This is a genomic window from Annamia dubia NIES-4383, assembly GCF_055394725.1.
Genome location: NZ_AP025630.1, coordinates 2865624 through 2887631, shown reverse-complemented (window position 1 = coordinate 2887631; position 22008 = coordinate 2865624). Strand labels below are relative to the sequence as shown.

Here is a 22008-nt window from a genome sequence, read left to right as displayed (position 1 = left end):
TTATTTAAAATTACCTCAGTTTTAAGGAGATTTTTTCTTAATTTTTGATTGATTAATCTTAAAATTAACTCTATGAATTTATTATCACAATTAACACTTTTTCAAGAAGAAAATTTACTAAAATTATTTTCACAAATCCATAATTATATTTATAGTAATGATGGACTTTCACCACAACAAACCTTAGAAGAAATAGTTAAAATTTTATTTATTAAAATCTTTGCTGAAAATTCTAATTATGATCATTTATTTTACATTTCAGATCAAGAATTAACTAACTTAAATCATGATCAAAAAAACTTAGATTTTCTTCAAAATCTTAATCATTTATTTACTCAAACTAAACAAATTTATCCCGATCTATTTGAAAATAATGAGCAAATTCGTCTGTCATTAATAACTTTAGGTTTTATCGTTCATCAGTTACAAAATATTAAATTTTTAGATAATAGACAGGATGCCAAAGGCCTCGCCTTTCAAAAGTTTTTATCCCATCAAGAAAAAGATGGGAGAGGTCAATTTTTTACCCCCGATCCTATCATTAATTTTTGTGTAGAAATGCTCCAACCAAAATTAAATCAAACGATTATTGATCCTGCTTGTGGCAGTGGTGGCTTTTTAATTTCTGCTTTTAATTATCTTAAAAATAATTATACAAAAGTTAACATTCAAGATATTATTAATAATTTATATGGGATAGATATTAATAAAAATATTGCCAGAATTGCCAAAATGAAACTATTATTAGAAGTTAATGTTAACAATAATATTTTTTGTTTTAATACCTTAGAAAAGCTCGAAAATCTTTTAAAATTACAGCCACAAGGCTTTGATCTGGTATTAACTAATCCTCCTTTTGGCACGGTGGGCAAAATTAAAAATAATCAAATTTTACAACAATTTGATTTAGGTTATAAGTGGTTAAAAATAGGGGATCAATATCAAAAATCGAATCAAATTATTAATAGCCAAACAGTAGAAATTTTATTTATCGAAACTTGTTTAAAATTATTAAAAGAAGGGGGTAAAATGGCCATCGTTTTACCTAATGGAATTTTAGAAAATCCCTCTTTAGCCTATTTAAGATTTTATCTTAAACAAAAAGCTAAAATATTGGCTATTATTAATTTACCACAGGAAACTTTTATTCCTTTTGGTACGGGGATCAAAACATCTTTATTATTTTTAGAAAAAGAAACTTTCAAGAAAAATAATAATTATCAAATATTCTTTAGCAAAATCAAAAAAATAGGCTATCAAGGCAATAAAAATGCTACTCCTATTTATCAAAAAAATGAATCAGGCCAAATTATTAAAGATTCTACGGGTAAAGCCATTATAGATCAAGATTTTAGTTTAGTGATTGATGATTATTATAGATTTTTAGAAACTAAGACGGTTAAAAATAATAATTCATTTAACCTTAATTTTACCGAATTAAATGGCCGTTTTGATTATGATTTTTATAGCCCCGAAAATCGAATTTTAATAACAAACAATGGTCAAAAATCGGTTAAACTTTCCGAGATTTGCCAAATCATTAAAACTAAAAGTAATCAACTTAAAAATCCTAATTTAATGGTTAAATATATCGAACTTTCTGATATTAATACCTCAAATTTTGAAATTATTAATAGTACCAATTATTTAGTTCATCAATTACCCAGTCGGGCTAGTTATGAATTAAAAACAGGGGATCTGATCATAGCGATCGCAGGTAATTCTGTGGGTACAAAAAAACAAGCAACTGCCTTAGTAACCTCAGAATTTAATGGTGCAATTTGCTCAAATGGTTTGCGAATTTTAAGAAATTTTACCATAGATATTTATTTTATTTTATACTTTTTTAAAACCGATCAATTTTTAAAGCAAATGTTTAAATATCGCACTGGATCAGCCATTCCTAATATTTGTGATCATGATTTAAACAATATTATTATTTATTTACCAAATGATGATAAAATTAAAGAAATTAGTCAAAAAATGAAACGAGTTTTTGAATTGAGAAACTTAGCAAAAGAAGAATTAAATAATATTAATTACTAAGTAATAAGAGTATAGTATAAGATTAAAAATTATTAGCAATTTGTAATCAAATTTAATTATTTTTTCTCTCAAATATGAACAAAATCTTAAGAAAATTGTGGATAATTCCTTTGACGATCGCCATTTTTCCCATTGTGTCTACCAGCGCACAGGAAATTGATCCTCAAGTTAATGATATTATTAATCATTTAGTGGGCAGAATGGATACCAGCGCCCAAAATTTAGCCAATCCCTCCGCCCCTAATGTGCGGATGACAACCTGTGTGGTTGAAGTTTCGGGAATTGAAAATGAAGTTAATTCTATTTATTTATACCAAGAACAGGCTTTAAGTAATCAGTTAAATCAACCTTATCGTCAGCGTTTTTTAGAGATTAGGCCTGTTGCAACGGAGGAAAAAGTCGAATCTACCGCTTTTAAGCCGATTAATCCTCAAAAATGGGTTAATTTGTGCGATCGCCCCGAAACTCAACGCAATGTTAATTCATTTGATCTAGGGGAAGCCGTTTGTACGGTTTCTTTGAGGCCTTTAATGACGATTTACATTGGAGAAACTCCGCCAGAAGGCTGTCCCACCAATGTTAGGGGGGCAGTAAGAATTACAAATACGGTGATTTTACATTCTCAAGGGATGGATACATTCGATCGAGGTTTTGATGCCCAAGGAAATCAAGTTTGGGGGGCGGAAAATCAAGGTTATCAATTTCGTTGGATCACACAATAATCATTTTAGAATTTAGTTTTTTATCATAAAAAATAGATCAATTAAACATGACAAAATTACCATTAAAAATTAATCAAACTGAATTTAATTGGGGTCAAAAAACCTATTTAATGGGTATATTAAATATCACTCCTGATAGTTTTAGTGATGGGGGACAATTTAATAATATAGATAAAGCCTTAAATCAAGCTCAATTAATGACAGAAAATGGGGCTGATTTAATTGATATTGGCGGACAATCAACTCGCCCCGCAAGTAAGCAAATTTCCCTTGAAGAAGAATTAAATCGAGTGATTCCAATTATCAAAATTTTACGTCAACAATTATCTATTCCCATTTCTATTGATACCACTAGGGCGATCGTAGCACAAAAAGCGATCGAGGCCGGAGCAAATATTGTTAATGATATTTCCGCCGGAATATTTGATCCTGATATGTTAAAAACCGTTGCCCAACTAGATGTTCCCTATATTTTAATGCACATTAAAGGCACACCTGAAACTATGCAAAATTTAACTCAATATGATGATTTAATCGGGGAAATTTATCAATTTTTTGTAACAAGAATTAATCTAGCCATAGAAACAGGAATTAAACAAGATCATTTAATAATTGATCCGGGGATTGGTTTCGCTAAAAATTTTCAACAAAATCTGGAAATTTTACGAAATTTATCAACTTTTCAATCATTAAATCTTCCCATTTTATTGGGGGCTTCCCGTAAAAGTTTTATCGGTCAAATTTTAAATAAAAATAATCCCCAAGAGCGCATTTGGGGAACGGCCAGTGCCTGTTGTGGGGCGATCGCATCGGGGGTAGATATTTTAAGAGTCCATGATGTGCCTCAAATGTATGATGTTTGTCGAGTAGCCGATCAAATTTGGCGAAATTAATAGGTAAATTAACTAACCGTAATACTACCCGTACCCTGAAACATTATCCAAGATAAAAAGAAATTAGTGATAAAAATGGCTAATAATGCAGTTACCACCGCCGTAGTTGTGGACTGGCCAACACCTTTCGCGCCTCCAGTGGTAGTTAAACCCCAACTACAACCAATAATAGCAATTAAAGCCCCAAAAACCACCGATTTTATCATGGCACTAAAAACATCCCATAATTCTAAAAAATTGCGAATTGAATTTAAAAACACAATTTGAGGAATACTATATAAATTAGTTGCAATTAATAAGCCTCCTAATAATCCCATAATTAAGCCTAAAACCGTTAATAAAGGTAACATGGTACAACAGGCAATTAAACGGGGGATCACTAAATAATCAATGGGATCAGTTTTGAGCATATAGAGGGCATCTAACTGCTCTGTCACTCGCATTGTACCAATTTCGGCGGCAAAAGCCGAACCCACTCTCCCGGCCAAAACTACCGCCGTTAAAACTGGTGCTAGTTCTCTGGCTAAAGATAAAGCTAAAACGCCACCTACGGCACTGGTAGCCCCAAAATAAATAAATTCCCTTGCCACTTGAATGGTAAAAACCATGCCCACAAAACTAGATGTTATTAAAGCAATTAAAAGGGAGGCCGGGCCTACTACCGTCATCTGTTCAAGGGTATTACGAGTATTAATTTTGTGAGGACTTAAATGTAATACGACTTGACCGCCCAAAAAAATGGCTTCAATTAAACGATTAACCCAAAGTTGTAAACTATTTTTAGTTTTAGTCATTATAACTCCAAAAAAAAGATTATTTTAAATTTTGAATTAAATAATGTTGTGTTTTTTCATCTTCATAAATTTTACGATAATGGGTATCAAGATAGGGTTTAATTAATTCTATAATAACCGGAAATCTGGCGATTAAAATTTGTTCAGGTTGGTATTTTTCTAAAACATTTAATAAAATTTCTTGATTAATATTGCCTGAAATTAATCTTTTAGCAGGAAAAACGGCAATTTCAGGGGGAATTTTTAGGTTACTATAAAAACCATACATGGCAATGTCAGTAAATAACCAATTAGTTTGATTTTGATAAGCATTAATTCTTTGAAGATTAATCAATCTGGGTTGAGATTCTCTAATTAATAAATTATTATTCCAGTTAATTACTCCTAATTTTACAGGTATTACGATTAAACTAAATATAACAGTAAAAGCGATCAATTTATTTTTAAATATTTGATAAATTTTGAATTGATGATTTTTGAGTAAAATAATAATTTCTTTAAGGCCATAACTACCTAACCATAATAAAGGCACGGATATTAAAATTAAATAATGATACCAAACAGGTTTATGATTAAGTAATAATAAAGTAATGCTAATTAACCACAATAAAGGTAATAAATATAAATGATTATCTTTGATTTTGCGAAAATTAAAATTAATAAATTTAAGGCTAACAATAGTTAATAATAAAAAATCTAAATTTTGTAAATAGATTAAGGTTACATTTTGCAAACTATTATAATTATGATAAGCTTTCTTTAAATCACCAGAAATATGAAATAAAAATATTTTTTGTAAATCTAAAGATTTAGTTAACAAACCAATTATAATAAAACTTATAGTTAAGGGAATTACAAAGGCAAAAATTGAGCTTATTTTTTGTTTTAAATTAGGTATTATTAAAAATAAATAAAGAATGATTACAGGTACTAAAAAAATAGTAATCATTTTTAATTGTAGAGAAATTCCTAAACTAATTCCCGTTAAACTTAATAAAATCAAGTTAATATTATTACCTTGATTTATTTCATTTTTTTTAGTAAATAAAACCAGAAAATAAATAGCTAAAATTGCTAAAGTTAAACAAGGGATGGCCTGCATTACAGAAACACTTAATCTTAAAAAATTAACGGAAATTATTAATAAAAAAGTGCTAATAACTGCGATCAAATTGCCAACAGATAATTTAATAATTTGACTAAAACACCAAACTAACAAAGTAGCAAATATTAAAGTAAAAACTCTGGCTGTGATAATAGAAAAACCGAAAATTTGAAGATATTTACCAACAAGAATATTAAATAAAAGGGGTTGAGGATCCCAAAAATCGTGATTAAATAATAAATTTTGACTAAATAAACTGGCTTTTGCTAATTCTATTCCTTCATCTGTATCAAAATAAAATATTTGATCAATGGGCATTAAAATTAAGGCAAATGTAATAAAAAAGATTGGTATAATTAAATTAAATATATAAAAATCTTTGTGTTTGTCAACTAAAATTGAGTTAATAAATTTCATGTTATAAATTTTATCAAATTAAATACTTAACCAATCAAATATTTCTTTAGCTGTTAATTGCCAATTTTCTAAATTTTCTAAATTTTCTAAAACTGGTAAAATTTCATCGTCTGTTTTAATATCAGGTAATTGATCCGGTTTAAAAATCATCACAGACTCATCTTGAGGATCAATTAACCAACTGATTTTTGTACCTTGTTTTAAACAGAAAATTATTTTTTTTATTACTTTGTTAGTTGACTGTTCAGGTGATAAAATTTCAATAATCCAATCAGGTTGAATATTAAATTTATTGGCAATTTTCCCCGTTTCTGTTTTAGGAAGACGATCATAATTAAATACCGCAATATCAGGTACTATTGAACACCCCCTAAATGTACAACGTAATTCTGGTAAAGCATAGACTAATTTTTTAGCTTTACCTTTTTGATTGATAGCAGATGCTAATTCAATTTGTAATGTACTATGTTCTCCTTGGGGCATAATTTTTGGTTCAATTTCTCCATTAATATATTCAGAATAGGGTTTAGTTTCAGGAAGTTCTAAAAATTCCTCTAATGTTATTTTTTTTTGATGATAATTAACAGCAACCATGAGCTAATACTCCAATAATTTAATTGATTTTATGATAAGATTATTCCTTAACTAAAGTTAACGATTATTATAAAATAAATTGCCAATTTTTAATCCTTATGTCAGAATCTTCAATTAAAACTCAAAAGGTTCAATTTTTCAGTGGCGATGTTAAGATTGATGCTTATTTAGCAACGCCCGATCGCCAAGGTATTTTTCCCGCCGTGATCGTTATTCAAGAAATTTTTGGAGTTAACTCCCATATTAGAGACGTGACGGAAAGAATAGCGAAAGAAGGTTATGTGGCGATCTCCCCGGCCATTTATCAAAGACTCGCCCCCGACTTTGAAACAGGCTACACTCCTGAGAGCATCGAAATAGGCCGACAATACAAAAATCAAACCAAAGCCACCGAATTATTACAGGATCTTCAAGGCTGTATAGATTATCTTTATAGCCTACCAGAAGTGAGTAAAACGGGCGTGGGCAGTATGGGCTTTTGTTTTGGCGGCCATGTGGCCTATTTGGGGGCAACCTTACCAGATATTAAAGCCACCGCCTCCTTTTATGGAGCAGGTATTACCAACTGGTGTCCGGGGGAAACTAGCCCCACTATTGAAAGAACAAATCAAATTAAAGGCACAATTTACACCTTTTTTGGCATGGAAGATGCTAGTATTCCCATAGAACAAGTAGACCAGATAGAAGAAACTTTACAAAAGTATAAAATTGATCATAAAGTTTTTCGTTATCAAGAAGCCGATCATGGCTTCTTTTGTGACCAAAGAAACAGTTATAATAAAAATTCAGCTATGGATGCTTGGAAAAAAGTGTTAACACTATTCAAAGACAGATTAAACTAGAAAAGAGATCTATTTTGATCTAGTCTCAGAATAAAAATTTCAAGCTTGATCACATAGCTCACTAACCATTTTAATCTTGTTAATAAATTTATGAATCCAGAAGCAACCCGTTCCGAAAAACAAAATCTTTCTTTTTCCTCTGATGATTTTGCCAAAGCCTTAGATAATCATGATTATCAATTTGATAAGGGACAAGTAGTTAAAGGGAAAGTCTTTAAATATGAGTCTGATGGGGCTTATGTTGACTTTGGGGGGAAAGCACCAGGGTTTATCCCGAATGATGAAGTGTCAGTAGGACGGGTGGCTGATATCAGCCAAATTTTACCCCTAGATGAAGAACTAGAATTTTTAGTCATTAGTTACCCTGACTCCGATGGACAACTCAAACTTTCCCGCCGTCTTTTAGAAATTAAGAAAACTTGGGATCAACTGGCAGAAACGGCTGAACAAGGTAAAGCCGTACAGTTTCGAGTCACTGGTATTAATAAAGGTGGTGTTTTAGGCGAAGTAGAAGGTTTAAGAGGTTTTATCCCTCGATCGCACCTAGCACAACAAAACAATATGGACTCATTAATGGGTCAACTTTTAACAGCAACCTTTTTAGAAGTAGATCGGGAACGCAAAAGACTGGTTTTATCACAAAGGGAAGCCTCCCGTGCTGATGCCATCCGGGATCTACAATTAGGTGCTTTAATGGAAGGAAAAGTCGTTAACTTTAAACAATATGGCGTATTTATAGATATTGAAGGTTTAACAGGCCTACTCCATATTAAAGAAATTAGTGATAAAACCATTACTTCACTACCAAATGTGTTCCAGATCGGACAATTAATTAAAGTAATGGTCATTAATATTGATGAATATAAAAACCGTATTTCTCTGTCCACTAAAATTTTAGAAAATTACCCCGGCGAATTATTAGAAAACTTTAGTGAGGTTATGACTAATGCCGAGGAAAGGGCGGAAAAAGTCAGGGAAAAACTCTTAAGCGGTGAATATTTCGCTAAACAGAAAAAAGAAGAAAAAACCCCTGTTTCTGTTGATTCACAATCCACTGAAACCTCTGAAACTACGGAATCTTAATGATCCCACACCTCCCCCTGCCCTCAAGGGCAGAGGGTTTTTCTCTTAATTATGAATTGAAATTTGAGAAAAAGCAGATAAATCAACCTTTTCAACCTGAGGCATTCTCCCTAACCATTGTTTAGATAACTGGGCAAATTGTTCCGGTGAACCACTCACACAGAAACGAGTGGGGAAGGGGGTTGAAGTATTTTTTAAACCCATCGCTTCTAATTCTTTTTCCGCCGCTTCCACCACAAAAGTGGCCGGATCAATAAACTTCACAAAGGAAGGTAAAATTGCCTTTAACACATGGGCAATATGACGATAATGGGTACAACCATAAACTAATGTATCAATATTAGCCTCCATTAAAGGGGTTAAATATTGTTTCGCTACCTCATAAGTATAAACATCATGAAGACGATTTTGCTCAATTAAAGGCACAAACTCAGGACATCCAATCTGCCAAACGGGGATCTGGGGATTAATTTCGGCGATCGCCTTGCCATAGGCGTTACTTTTGGCCGTGGCAGGGGTGGAAATAATCCCGATCCGGCGGCCATGTTGGAGCGCACCTCTCGCACCGGGTAAAATTAATCCTAAAATGGGAATTTTAAATTCCCGTTGTACTTGTTCTAAAGCTAAGGCCGAACTGGTATTACAGGCCATGATAACCATTTTCACCCCTTGATCAATCATCCAAGGGATAATTTCGCGCACAAATTGTAAAATTTCCTCGGCGCAACGATTACCATAAGGGAGTCTAGCCGTATCCCCAAAATATAAAATAGACTCATTGGGTAGTTGGCGGTAAAGTTCCCTTAACACGGTTAACCCCCCTACACCACTGTCAAAAACGCCGATGGGAAGACGTTGTTGATCTTGATCGGCCGAAGCTCGAGAAGATAAATCAGATTGGGAAAAATACAGGTTTTTCAATATTAATTACCGATGTACTAAAGATTTTTTATAAAAAGCAAAAATTTAATTAGCATTATATAGTAAATATACTTAGATTGAGACCAAGGACGAAGGCCAAAGGACTGTTAAAGTCCACTTTGTTGGATATATTCTAAAATGCCAAGGGCGATGGCCTCGGCCATTTGTTGACGAAAAGTAGGATTAGCTAAATTGGGGGCATCATCCCTACCTGTGACAAAACCTGTTTCCACCAAGACTGAGGGCATATTAGAATTACGCAAAACGTAAAATCGTGCGGTGCGTACCCCCCGATCCCTAATATTGATCCGTCTGAGAATGCTATTATGAATCATTTGGGCTAATCTCTGGCCACTTTGATAATAATAGGTTTCCACTCCGTTAACTTCAGGGCGACTCATGCTGATGGCATTAGCATGGATACTGACAAATAAATCCGCCCCAGCCCGATTGGCCATGGTGGTTCTACCGTCTAAACTGACGAAAAAATCACTATCACGGGTTAAACTTACTTGGATGCCCTGTTGTTCTAAGTATTGTTTAACCATGATCGAAATTGGCAGAATTACATCTTTTTCCTGAAGGCCACCTATGCCGATCGCCCCTGGATCCTGTCCGCCATGGCCAGGATCAATCATGACTAATACTCTACTTTGAGAAGGATCCCGAGGTGGGAAGGTAAGGGGGGGAACGGTATTATCACTGGGATTGATGGGGGGCGTTGTATCGCCATTAATGGGCAGTGGCACATCAATGGAAATTTGAGAAGGAAAGTTTATTATATTATCGGTACTTTGACGTAATTGTAAGGCCAAAGTTTGTCCCGTAGGTTGACTGAGGGTTTCAATCTGAGTACCCTGTACGGGTTGTACTAAAATTAAAACTGTTTGAGCGTCTTCCTGTCTTAAACGGACTCTGGTAATTAGATTATTTCCATTGAGATCAGGCCCTCTGAGTTGACTGCCTAGTTGGGCATTGCGCACCCTAATTTCATAAACTCCCGAACTATTATTCCATTGGCCAAAGCCTTGAATAGAGCGATCGGCGGTGATTAATAATTGATTATTATTGACGAAATCAATACTATTAATGGTGGCTAAACCTGAGGAAGTTGTGCTGGTGGTGGTAGAGACGGTAATTGAGATGGGATTATTAGGATTATTACCTTGATCTGAATTACCGAATCCCCCCTTTGGGAATAGAACTAAATCCCCCCCACGAGTGAATTGACCTAGCCAGTCTGGACTGTCAGGATTAACTTTTAAACTAATTAAGGCGATCGCCGGAGAACGGGAAGTTTGACTAAAGGTAATTTCTTCCACTCCATAACTATTTAAAATATCAGTTGGCGTGGCTAAAAGATTCTCCGATAAGGTAATATTGGTTAATTCCACATCAATGCGACTACGATCCCGACTACGGCGAATATTTAACTCTCCATTATTTTGGTTATTTAATCGGATAAATAACCCATTTTGAGTTAGCTGTAAATCTGAAGATTCATTATTAGAACTACTTGGAGGATTAGGTTCGGGATTATTATTGGTTGGTGGCTCATTATTTGGAGTGGTATTTTGTGCCGAAATTAGTTCAGGGTTAGGAAGATCCACTGTCCATTGAGTGGGACTTGTGCCTCTGACTCTGACTTGATTAGGATCAAGGGTATAACCGGAGGCTAATTCCACCACAATGCGAGTCGTATTTTCATCAAATTGAGCCACCCTAACTTCTCTAATCATACTACCCACTGATTGATTCACTCTGGGACGGCCAAGTTGAGTGCCGGGTAAATCAATCACTAAACGGGTGGGATTAGGTACAAGCATCGCCCTTGGCTGTACCCCTTCATTGGTTGAAAAGGTTAAACGATTGGATGAAGGGTTAAAATTCCAATTGGTTAACTGACCTGCTTCAGCGGCCGAAGCATATAAAAAGAAACTAAATGCACTAAGCAAAAACCAACGTAATTTCACAAATTTTACTCCCAATAACAAAATTTAATTAATAATATTGACGATTGACAATTGAACATATTTAAGCACAAAGACGTAGCAATTTTACTCAAGTTTCCTTTTTCCTTTGACTATGACTGAGCAGAGGGTTTTAATGTTCAAAATTTAGATAATCTGTGGAATAGGCACACTTTGACAGGCTAGGCGACAAGCCCATCCCACATTTTAGTTTAATTCGCTTCTGAAGTAGTTTTTACCGGAGATTTTTCTCTTTCAAAGACGATTCTTAATAGGGGCGGTGCCACAAATGTGGTTAAAATTACCATCATAATAATAGCGGCTGTGGTAGATTCGGATAAGACTCCACTACTAGCCCCCACTCCGGCAAAAACCAAGCCTACTTCCCCTCTGGGGATCATGCCCACACCAATGGCTAATTTATTTAATTCTGGTTGATTAAAGAGGGTAAAACCTGTTATTACTTTACCGATAATTGCTACCACAACTAAAAAGGCGGCAATAATTAAACCTTCTCTATTACTAGGAATAGCAGGGTTTAACACGCTTAAATCGGTTTTAGCTCCCACACACACAAAGAAGATCGGGACAAATAGATCCGCAACGGGTATAATTTGTTTTTCTAATTCATGGCGTTTTTCCGTTTCTGCTAAGACTAAGCCGGCCGCAAATGATCCTAAAATTGCTTCTAAATGAATTATATTGGCAATATAAGCGAGGATAAAAGCAAAAATGATCGCTGTTAAAAGTAATTCTCCTCTGGTTTTCATTTGCTTAACTAAGGCCATTAAATAACCGCCTAAAAAGCGGCCAATTAAGATAACTCCCACTAAAAAGGTAGTGGCGCTAATAATTAAAAAGAGAATATTACTAATTTGAATTTCCCCTGTTTTAGCTAAGGAAGCTACTACTGCTAAAACAATAATTCCTAAAATATCATCTAAAACGGCCGCGCCGATGATAATTTGGCCTTCTTTGGTGCTTATTCTGCCTATTTCGGCTAATACTTTGGCGGTAATGCCGATACTGGTGGCAGTTAAGGCCGCCCCTGCAAAAATGGCCGGGATCGCCCCAATATGAAAGAAATAAATTAGGCCTAATGTTCCCATGGTAAAGGGTGCGACTACTCCCACTATCGCCACGATCGCCGCCTGTGGGCCTACTCTGATTAAATCCTGTAATTCTGATTCTAAACCGATTTCAAATAATAAAATTACTACCCCTAATTCTGATAAAACTTCAATCACCTCACTTTGAGAGGCAAAAATTGATTGAGTGGTTTCGGGGGAAATATGGGCGGTATTGGCTAATAATTGCATCAGTAAGGAATTATCAGCGATCGCGCCACTTTCGGGAAAAACTAACAGATGTAAGACTGACACACCTACCACGACACCCCCTACTAACTCCCCTAAAACTGGGGGAAAATTGAGGCGTACACATATTTCGCCACCTAACTTACTGGCAAAATAAACAACGACTAAACTTAATAATACTGCTGAGAGAATTAAAGAGCCTTCTTCTGCCTTGGTTTCTGTTACAGCCAGAAGCACTGATGACGGATTAAGATTAGAAGTAATAATTGAATTAAAACTCATTTTTAGATCTAGTTTAAAATTATTATTTTAACTTGATTTTGACTAATTGTTAAATTTTTATTAATTTGTGTTGGGGTTATTGCCTAATGGTCAATTGATTAAGGGATCCCAACATCCTATAATTTTCTCACCTTTGGCTTCTTTTTGGGCTAATTCTAAGTTTAATTCTAATAGTTTGGCTAAGAGATCATCTTCTTCTTTAAAACCATAAGCTTCCATCACTAATTGATCTAATTCTTGATGTAATTTGTATAATTGACTGCTTTTTTCTTCAAAAAATTTGTTATAAAGTTGGGTAATTCCCCATTGTTTTTTCTCCATTTGTTCACTGCGATATTGATGTAATTTAATCATTGTTTGTCTAATTTTTTTGATTATTTCTGATGGGTTTTTATCCCCCCAACCCCCCTTTGTAAGGGGGGGCAGGGGGGGATCAAACTGCGGAAATGGGAAGGTTTCAAAACAAGTTGTATTAGTATATCTTGTACGATCTTCTAAAGTTGAACTTTGAGCTTTTACCCAAATTCGATGAATTTTTGAAGTTAAAATTCCTAAGATATAAAAATCATCAGATGCTATCACCATATTAGCTTCACAGGGTAATATTGAAATATCTACAGGCTGAAAAATAGTATATTTAACAATCTTTGGAATAGCAAAATAATAAGATAAACCAATTAAGGCTTTTTTCATTGCTGGTCTACTTCTGCCATGTTTCCACCAATTTTCACGGCGTAATTTTTCTTTATTTTGATCTCTTTCTGGTTTAACTTTTTCTCTAACTCTTTCAAAGGGTAATTCATATTCAGAAGCATCCTCAATAGATAGATCATTAAAATCAATAACCCAGTCTTTTTGTTGATATAAATTAATTAAACTTTTGCCATCAAGCATCGGTTTTAAAACTTCTTTATTTTTAGTATCTTTTTTGATCCAATCTTGTGCTTCTTCTTCTGTAATTATAAATCCTTTACCAGACAATTCACAAGCTTGAAAAGAAAAGTTTTTATTTGCTTTTAAAATCTCAGCATTATTAACAGCAATTTCAGTTTTTAAAGAGGTAGAAATGCTTGTAACTTCTTGATCATCTAAAAATAATTTATCAGGTTTTTCTTTAGAAAAATTAACAATACTAACATGAACATTAGCATCTCCTGACCATATTTGAGTAGATACTGCTTCATAAATAAAACCACCATTTTCTACTATATAATCTAAACTTGCTTGACGACTAACATTTTGAGAAATAGAATTACTAGCAACTAAACCAACCTTTCCTTTTTCCTTTAAATTATCAATTGCTTTTCTAAACCAAAAAACACAAAAATCAGGTTGACCTTTAACATCTTTAAATTTTTGATATAATTTTTCTGCATAATCATTCCCTAATTCTTTGCGTAATTTTTTACCTCCTAAAAAGGGAGGATTACCGATAATTGCGTCGGCTTCAATCCAATCAGAAAATAAAGCATCTTGACATTTAATATTATGATCTAAACTATCTAAAGGTAAGGGATTTTCAGTTAAATTTAACTTATCGATCGCCACCTTTCTAGCAATCATTAAAGTTACCTTTGCTAATTCTACCGCAAAAGGATTAATGTCCATCCCATAAAATTGAGCAGGGGTAACGATCGCCATAGATAACTGTTGACTTTCCCCCTTACTTTTTTCCTTAATCTTATTAAATAATAACTGTTCAATGCGCTTTAATTCCTGATAGGCAACATATAAAAAATTACCACTCCCACAAGCCGGATCAAGTACCTTATAATTAGCTAATTCTAATTTTAATTGTTCTAACTCTTTTAAACTATTTGCTTGATTGATTTTATCTTCCCAAAAACGGCTGATAGTCGGGCGTACAATTTTCATAATATCCGCTTCAGAAGTGTAGTGCATACCATAGGCGTGACGCTCATCACTATTACTTGAACCCTCAAAAATATTACCAAAAATTGCCGGCCTCACCTTGCTCCAATCTTGACGGGAAGCCACATCTAAAATTTCTAATTCCTTTTTATTAAGCTCGATCGGGTGAATTTCAGAGAATAAACCACCGTTAAAATAATCAACCCCTTCATATTTACCTGCGGGGGTTTTTCCTAACATATTCATCTCCCGAAATAGACCCCCTATTATATCATAGGAACTGCTACCATTTAAACATTCTTGCACACAGGAAACGAAAAGATCACGGGGTAATAAACCTCGATCTTCAGCGAACATTGCTAACACACATTGTAAGATAAAACGCTGGGCGATTAGGGTTTGATCCCCCCAACCCCCCTTAAAAAGGGGGGCTTTTTGATTAAGATTTTCTCCCTTTTCTAAAGGTGGCAAGGTGGGATCATTATCTATAGAAACTAAGGCTTTTTCTACGCTATCCTCCCCCCTTTTTAAGGGGGGCAGGGGGGGATCATTATCTTTTTTTGAAAGACTTAATCTTTTCACCAACATTTGATATAATTCACCCATTCTTTTACCCGCCTTTTCTGTTACTTCCGCCTGATTATTTTTAAATACCGGAGTGCGGTTTCCTAACTCCATAAAAGCGAAAGCACCAAGCCTATTTTTTAACTCAGTTACTGTTACAATATCTACAGGTTCATCTAATTGAATATTAAAATCAAAAATCCAAAATTCATCAAAATTACATAACAACACATAACGGGGGCGATCGGGAACTAATCTTGTCCAATATTCAAAAGCTTGGGGATAATGTTTATTAAGATCCTCCCCTCTTTTTTTCATTTCAATTAATAATTTAGGTTTCCAAACTAGATCAGCAAAACCAGTTTTTCCCTTTTGACTACCTTTTTTAATAGCTTCCTCATACTTAGCCCCCGCCTCTAAAGCCCCATCATAACCAAAAGCCTGAAAAAAGCGATCGAGAAAAATTTGAGCCTCTTTGCGCTCCTTGCCCGTAATATGTTGCTGACAAAAATTAATAAAATTGTCTATTTTTTCGAGATTAATAGTCATAAAAAAATTACATCTTTTCTCAAATTTGGGGTTACAATTTTTATTTTATCAGTTATTTTGAACATCAGAAAAATAAACAAACACAAAAAGCACCCCTAAAAATAGGAGTGCTTTTTGTTAATATTCAATTGTTAAATCAAGCAATGATTAACCATTGATCGCAGGAGCAGTTAATGCTACAGGTGCAGACTCTCCAGAAGCTAAGTCTAAGGGGAAGTTGTGTGCATTTCTTTCGTGCATTACTTCAAAACCTAAGTTTGCTCTGTTTAAAATGTCCGCCCAAGTGTTGATTACACGACCTTGAGAGTCCATGATAGACTGGTTGAAGTTAAATCCGTTTAAGTTGAATGCCATGGTGCTTACACCTAAAGCAGTGAACCAAATACAGATTACAGGCCATGCTCCTAAGAAGAAGTGTAAAGAACGGCTATTGTTGAAAGAAGCATATTGGAAGATTAAACGTCCAAAGTATCCGTGAGCCGCTACGATGTTGTAGGTTTCTTCTTCTTGACCGAATTTGTAACCGTAGTTTTGAGATTCAACTTCGGTGGTTTCACGAACTAAAGAAGAAGTTACTAGAGAACCGTGCATTGCACTGAATAAGCTTCCGCCAAATACACCAGCTACGCCTAACATATGGAAGGGGTGCATTAAGATGTTGTGTTCTGCTTGGAAAACGATCATGAAGTTGAAAGTTCCAGAGATACCTAAAGGCATACCATCAGAGAAAGAACCTTGACCTAAAGGATATACTAAGAATACTGCAGTTGCCGCCGCTACAGGAGCAGAGTAAGCAACACAAATCCAAGGACGCATACCTAAACGGTAGGATAATTCCCACTGACGACCCATGTAGCAGAAAATTCCAATTAAGAAATGGAAAATTACTAACTGGTAAGGGCCACCATTGTAAAGCCACTCATCTAAAGAAGCCGCTTCCCAAATAGGATAGAAGTGTAAACCGATCGCATTAGAGCTAGGAATTACAGCACCGGAAATAATGTTGTTTCCGTATAATAAAGAACCCGCTACAGGCTCACGAATCCCGTCAATATCAACAGGAGGAGCGGCGATAAATGCAATAATGAAGCAAGTGGTCGCTGTTAGTAAGCAGGGGATCATTAAGGTACCGAACCAACCTACATATAAACGGTTGTTGGTGCTGGTGATCCAATTACAAAACTGTTCCCAAGAAGAAACGCTTTCACGTTGACGTAAAGTAGTTGTCATGGTTATAATTGCCTATTTATTAAGTTTTCGAGGTACGAATGAATAAATGATGTTGTTACTCGATGTTTTTATTATGACACATAGGTAAAGATTTGTAAAGACTTTTTTATAAAATTTTTATATTTTTTTTGAAAAAATAGATTTAACTGTCAAAGGCTAAGTCGTCAAAGTATTGTACCTGCTGAACTATACGCTCTTTGACCTGACCACAAACTAATTCGCATAAATCAAAAATAATCGGATCTGCTATTTCGTAGTAAACACTCACTCCTATGGGTTGTCTTCTTAACAATCCCGCTTGAGTTAACACTTTGAGGTGTTTTGATAAATTAGCCTGACCTAAACCTGTGACTTCACCGATTTCTTTGACATTCATTTGTCCCGAACTTCTGAGGGTATCTAAAATAGTTAAACGACTGACCTCAGAGAGGACTTTAAAATATTCTGCAACGGAATTTAATAATTCCGGTGAACTTGAGCTAACGGAAAACTTAGGCATATCAATAGGATAAAATTTGAGTTTATAACGATAAAGTTATATATACTCTAATCTAAAATTGACAATTTTTACCAATTTTTTGTTATTTATTCCTTAGATCATTTGTAATTCTCCGATTACTTCTAAGCGTTGATAATTATTGATATTGAGGAATTTTTCCGCTAAAGTTTCCGCTACACTGGGGGTAATCCAGCCCATTTGTTTTAAAAGTTGAATAGCGGTGGCATATTTGGCACGTTTAGCCCCATCTATCACTTTGATGGCCATTCCCATGCGATCGCCAATTTTCGCAATACATTGTACACCCTCAGCCCCCGATTTACTGACTAATTCACCTTCGGTTAACTGCATTAATTCTGTATCAAATGCTCCATCCCCTGCGATCATACGGGGATAATAACTCATTGCCCTCACAATGCGTTCTAAATCTAAGGAATCTCCTGAGGCCAAATGGGCGTATAAAGTGGCGATCTGTCTCAGTTGCATGAGATAAGTGGGAGCGCCACAATCATCTTTAGCCATGATAAATTCATCAGAGGGCATTTTTAATAATTCAGCGATTTTTTGTAAAATTAATTTTTGAACAGGATTACTACGATGTAAGTAGGTATCTAAAGGCCAATTTTGTTTTTGACAGACGGCCAACATTCCGGCGTGTTTACCAGAACAGTTATGTTGTAAGGGATTGGGCTTGGCCTCGCTAGTGGGACATTGTAAATAACTAGCATCAAGATCCGCTTTCCAGAGAATATTAAAAACTTGGCGTGACTGTTCCACCGTGCCTTGATGGGAACTGCACATAATAGCGAGATCCTTATCAGTTAATTCAAAATGCTGAAGTGTTCCCGTACTGGTAACAGCTAGGGCTTGAAATGGTTTAAGGGATGAGCGGATAAAGCTTGATGTTTCAGGATTTCCGGCCGCTAATAAAATTCGACCTTTATCATCACAGATTGTAGCTTGTACTTGATGAATTGACTCAATAATTCCTTGTCTGAGCAGATGAACTTCAATTGCAGGTGTTGTTTTACGGTTTCCCCTAGTCATAAATTTATCAATTAATATGTCAATTATTTATTATATAATTCATTGGTCATTTGTTATTGATTATGATCAAATAAGTTGGCTCAAGCTAGTTATTAATAATGATAAAATAATTATTAAGATTAAAAAAGTTTTTTTGAGACGTTGAGAAATTGGATTAATTTTTTGTTCAATAATTAATTGATCTCGTCTGATCATATCCTCGGTTTTTTGCCACCGTTGTCCATCATACCAGCCTGATTTTTCAAAAAGAATTGTTGATTCTTGAAGGCGATCGCCGATATAACGCCATCCTAAATAATGTTGAATGATAATCAAACTGGTAATAATCAAACTAACAATCATTAAAGATAGACTGAACAAAAGGGGATATTTTTGAGGAGAAAAAAGAGCATAAATTAAAGGGCTAAAAATTAAACTTATCCAAAAATTAGCCCAAATTAACTTTTTAAAATAGCTAATTAAATCTAAAGTAGCCCAACTAAAAAACCAAGAATCTTTCAGTTGTTCATATTCATAAATAGGTTGTTGTTCAAGGGGAACAGGACAAGTTTTTGACTTAAAATAAGGCTCTTTCATCAATGGTAAATTTTAATCTTGATCTCTTTTTAATTATTAGTTAATTCTTAAACAATTGACAATAGACTCCTTGCAAAAGTCGGGTAAAAGTTATAAAAATTGATCAAGACTATTCAAGAATTGACTGTATTTTCTTTTATTATTACTTTCGCAAGAGTTCTCATAAATATTAGATAGTAAAAAATGATTTTTCCTTAAAAATAGAGCATTAAAAATACAAAATTTTTTTTATTTTTATCCTTCAAAAAGCAAGTTTTACTAGCTATTAAATCATAGTCAATCTTTAATTATCAACTGTCAATTGATAACGAATTTGTTGAGCGTGTCCCCAAAAAGACTCAATTTTATAATAATCCCGATCTTGGGGTAACATAATATGAACAATTACATCACCATAATCTAATAAAATCCAAGTTCCCTCTGATTGTCCTTCCACTCTTAAGGGAGATCGGCCATATTTTTCTTTAACTAGGTCTTCGATCGAATGATAAATTGCTCTAACTTGAGTGCGAGAAAATCCGGTAATAATCACAAAATAATCAGCTAAATAGGAAACTTCCGCCACATTAAGTAATAAAATATCATCTCCTTTTTTATTGTCTGCCCCCTCAGCAATGGTTAAAGCAAGTTCTTCACTGGTAAATTGAGCGCAAAAAGTAGGGTTATTAATAGTTAAGTCGGGTAAAATTGTTTCTTGTTGATAGGTCATTTGAATACTTTAGGAAAGTAAGGCATTAAAAAGATTAATTATTTTAATTATATAACATTTTTCAAGTAGATTTAAGATTCGTAGGGGTTAACGGCCATTAACCCCTAAAAATTTATTTTCCCTCTACATTAATTTGGGTTTCTCCCCCTAAGTCAAAGGCTTCATGAACAACTTTTAAAGCAGTTTCCCCTTGATCCTGTGCCACCACACAGCTAATTTTAATTTCCGAAGTGGCGATCATTTGAATATTAATTTTATGTTTGGCTAGGGCTTCAAAAAATTTGGCCGCAACTCCGGGTTGGCCGATCATTCCTGCCCCCACAATGCTAACTTTTGCAATGTTGGGATCTACTAAAATTTCCCCATCTATTAACAAAGGCTCAATTTCCTCTAAAACCGTTTTGGCTGTGATGGCATCATCTTGAGCCACCGTAAAAGCTAGATCACGGGTAGCAATGCCATTAACCACCCGACAGCGTTGGGATTGAATGATCATATCCACACTAATATTTTTCTGGGCTAATAAACTAAAAATTTTCGCCGCCATCCCAGGGCTATCGGGAATATGCCGAATGGCTAAACGGGCTTGATCCGGATCTAAAGCCACCCCACGCACGGCCGGATGATGGGAGTTAACCCCTTTTTGACTGGATACGGGAGAATTATCAATTTCAAAAGCTTGACATAAAGCGGCGATCGCCGTTTCCATTTGCGCTTGTTCGATCACACAACTAACTTTAACTTCTGAGGTGGAAATCATCTCTAAATTAACATTAGCATCGGCCAAAGTTTGGAACATTTTGGCCGCAATGCCCGGTCTACCAATCATTCCTGCCCCTTCAATGCTAACTTTAGCAATCTTTTGATCCACGATCACTTCCGCCTGATCACTATTGGCATCTTGACGTAAAATCGGTGCGATCGCCTCGGCCACGGCTTGGGCTTGGTTTAAAGTACCTTTAGCAACGGTAAAGGCAATATCATTAGTATTTTCTTCATGGATAGACTGGATAATTAAATCCACATCTAAGCTTTGACGGGCGATCTCCCCAAATAAACGGGAAGCTACCCCCGGATAGTCAGGCACTCTTAATAAAGCCACTTTGGCCTGATCAAGATCAAATTCAACCGCATCAACCGCTTTAGTAATTTCTAAGCCTTCAATAGATAAGGGTTTAGCCGGAGGAGTTAGAACAATTGTACCGGGTTCATCTGTCCAACTAGAACGCACCACCAAAGAAACACCGTAATTTTTAGCAATTTCCACCGCGCGCGGATGTAAAACTTTAGCCCCTAAACTAGCCAATTCTAACATTTCTTCCGAGGTAATTTCTCCCATTAACTGGGCTTGAGGCACAAGACGGGGATCGGTGCTTAAAATTCCGGGTACATCGGTATAAATTTCACATTTACCAGCACCAAGGGCGGCACTCAAGGCTACGGCGGAAGTATCGGATCCCCCACGCCCCAAAGTGGTAATTTCTAAATCTTCTTTATTACTAACTCCTTGAAAACCTGCTACTACAACCACTTCCCCCTGATCAAGATGTTTTTTGAGGCGATCGGTTTTAATTTCTAAAATACGGGCGCGACTATATTCAGCTTCCGTCACAATGCCAACTTGAGCGCCCGTTAAAGAAATGGCACTTTGACCTATTTCTTGTAATGCCATACTCATTAAAGAAATAGTCACCTGTTCTCCAGTTGATAGTAACATATCCATTTCCCGCCGACTGGGATTAGTCGAAATGGCATTGGCCAGATCAACAAGGGTATCAGTGGTTTTACCCATAGCTGAAACCACCACCACCACCTGATTACCCTCTTTGACGGTGTTGACTATTCTTTGTGCTACTTTTTGAATGCGCTCTACTGTGCCAACGGATGTTCCACCATATTTTTGAACGATTAGTGCCATAATATTTTTCAGTAATAATTAATAGTTATTCAACAATTGACAATGAACAAATAACACAA

General features: G+C 35.1%; 18 protein-coding genes. 5 read left to right on the top strand and 13 right to left on the bottom strand.

Translation table 11 applies throughout. The features are described from left to right. The first annotated feature begins 72 nt into the window (after positions 1-72). From Anndu_RS12995 to folP, 3 genes are all read left to right on the top strand, one after another. Positions 73-2046 carry an N-6 DNA methylase gene (locus Anndu_RS12995; RefSeq protein WP_464101608.1) on the top strand — a complete coding sequence of 658 codons (1974 nt, stop codon included), beginning with the start codon at positions 73-75 and terminating at the stop codon, positions 2044-2046. 74 nt (positions 2047-2120) lie between these two features. Then, entirely contained in the window at positions 2121-2768 is a 648-nt protein-coding gene (locus Anndu_RS12990; RefSeq protein WP_464101607.1) for a chromophore lyase CpcT/CpeT, read from the top strand. 47 nt (positions 2769-2815) lie between these two features. Then, positions 2816-3661 (top strand): dihydropteroate synthase, encoded by an 846-nt coding sequence (folP, locus tag Anndu_RS12985; RefSeq protein ID WP_464101606.1) that lies wholly within the window; start codon positions 2816-2818, stop codon positions 3659-3661. Between the two features lie 8 nt (positions 3662-3669). Here the strand turns inward: folP and Anndu_RS12980 are convergent, their stop codons facing one another. Genes Anndu_RS12980 through Anndu_RS12970 form a run of 3 tightly spaced genes read right to left on the bottom strand, consistent with a single transcriptional unit; the run spans position 3670 to position 6571 of the window. Next, a complete protein-coding gene (locus tag Anndu_RS12980) occupies positions 3670-4455 on the bottom strand; it encodes an MlaE family lipid ABC transporter permease subunit (RefSeq protein ID WP_464101605.1) in 786 nt (261 codons plus the stop codon). Between the two features lie 19 nt (positions 4456-4474). Next, entirely contained in the window at positions 4475-5977 is a 1503-nt protein-coding gene (locus tag Anndu_RS12975) for an ArnT family glycosyltransferase (RefSeq protein WP_464101604.1), read from the bottom strand. Between the two features lie 18 nt (positions 5978-5995). Next, positions 5996-6571 carry a Uma2 family endonuclease gene (locus Anndu_RS12970; protein WP_464101603.1) on the bottom strand — a complete coding sequence of 192 codons (576 nt, stop codon included), beginning with the start codon at positions 6569-6571 and terminating at the stop codon, positions 5996-5998. Positions 6572-6669: 98 nt separating this feature from the next. Between Anndu_RS12970 and Anndu_RS12965 the strand changes: the two genes are divergently transcribed. Both Anndu_RS12965 and Anndu_RS12960 read left to right on the top strand, forming a co-directional pair. After that, positions 6670-7413 carry a dienelactone hydrolase family protein gene (locus Anndu_RS12965; RefSeq protein ID WP_464101602.1) on the top strand — a complete coding sequence of 248 codons (744 nt, stop codon included), beginning with the start codon at positions 6670-6672 and terminating at the stop codon, positions 7411-7413. Between the two features lie 90 nt (positions 7414-7503). Continuing rightward, positions 7504-8496 carry a S1 RNA-binding domain-containing protein gene (locus Anndu_RS12960; protein ID WP_464101601.1) on the top strand — a complete coding sequence of 331 codons (993 nt, stop codon included), beginning with the start codon at positions 7504-7506 and terminating at the stop codon, positions 8494-8496. 45 nt (positions 8497-8541) lie between these two features. On the opposite strand, the gene murI is transcribed toward Anndu_RS12960, so the two are convergent. From murI to Anndu_RS12910, 10 genes are all read right to left on the bottom strand, one after another. After that, positions 8542-9408 (bottom strand): glutamate racemase, encoded by an 867-nt coding sequence (gene murI, locus Anndu_RS12955; protein WP_464104097.1) that lies wholly within the window; start codon positions 9406-9408, stop codon positions 8542-8544. A gap of 116 nt (positions 9409-9524) precedes the next feature. Beyond that, on the bottom strand, positions 9525-11390 hold the full coding sequence (locus Anndu_RS12950; protein ID WP_464101600.1) for an N-acetylmuramoyl-L-alanine amidase: 1866 nt from the start codon (positions 11388-11390) through the stop codon (positions 9525-9527). A 209-nt stretch (positions 11391-11599) separates the two neighbouring features. Then, positions 11600-12985, bottom strand: coding sequence for a cation:proton antiporter (locus Anndu_RS12945; protein WP_464101599.1), 1386 nt, complete (start codon positions 12983-12985; stop codon positions 11600-11602). A gap of 90 nt (positions 12986-13075) precedes the next feature. Then, positions 13076-15970 carry a DNA methyltransferase gene (locus Anndu_RS12940; protein WP_464101598.1) on the bottom strand — a complete coding sequence of 965 codons (2895 nt, stop codon included), beginning with the start codon at positions 15968-15970 and terminating at the stop codon, positions 13076-13078. 147 nt (positions 15971-16117) lie between these two features. Then, entirely contained in the window at positions 16118-17200 is a 1083-nt protein-coding gene (psbA, locus tag Anndu_RS12935; RefSeq protein WP_464101562.1) for a photosystem II q(b) protein, read from the bottom strand. A 142-nt stretch (positions 17201-17342) separates the two neighbouring features. Beyond that, a complete protein-coding gene (locus Anndu_RS12930) occupies positions 17343-17699 on the bottom strand; it encodes an ArsR/SmtB family transcription factor (RefSeq protein ID WP_464101597.1) in 357 nt (118 codons plus the stop codon). 93 nt (positions 17700-17792) lie between these two features. Further along, positions 17793-18746 (bottom strand): asparaginase, encoded by a 954-nt coding sequence (locus tag Anndu_RS12925; protein WP_464101596.1) that lies wholly within the window; start codon positions 18744-18746, stop codon positions 17793-17795. A 66-nt stretch (positions 18747-18812) separates the two neighbouring features. Further along, a complete protein-coding gene (locus Anndu_RS12920) occupies positions 18813-19322 on the bottom strand; it encodes a CGLD27 family protein (protein WP_464101595.1) in 510 nt (169 codons plus the stop codon). Positions 19323-19605: 283 nt separating this feature from the next. After that, positions 19606-20031: a ribosome silencing factor gene (rsfS, locus tag Anndu_RS12915; RefSeq protein ID WP_464101594.1), complete on the bottom strand. Its 426-nt coding sequence runs from the start codon at positions 20029-20031 to the stop codon at positions 19606-19608. 112 nt (positions 20032-20143) lie between these two features. Further along, positions 20144-21949 (bottom strand): aspartate kinase, encoded by a 1806-nt coding sequence (locus Anndu_RS12910; RefSeq protein WP_464101593.1) that lies wholly within the window; start codon positions 21947-21949, stop codon positions 20144-20146. Positions 21950-22008: the final 59 nt, after the last annotated feature.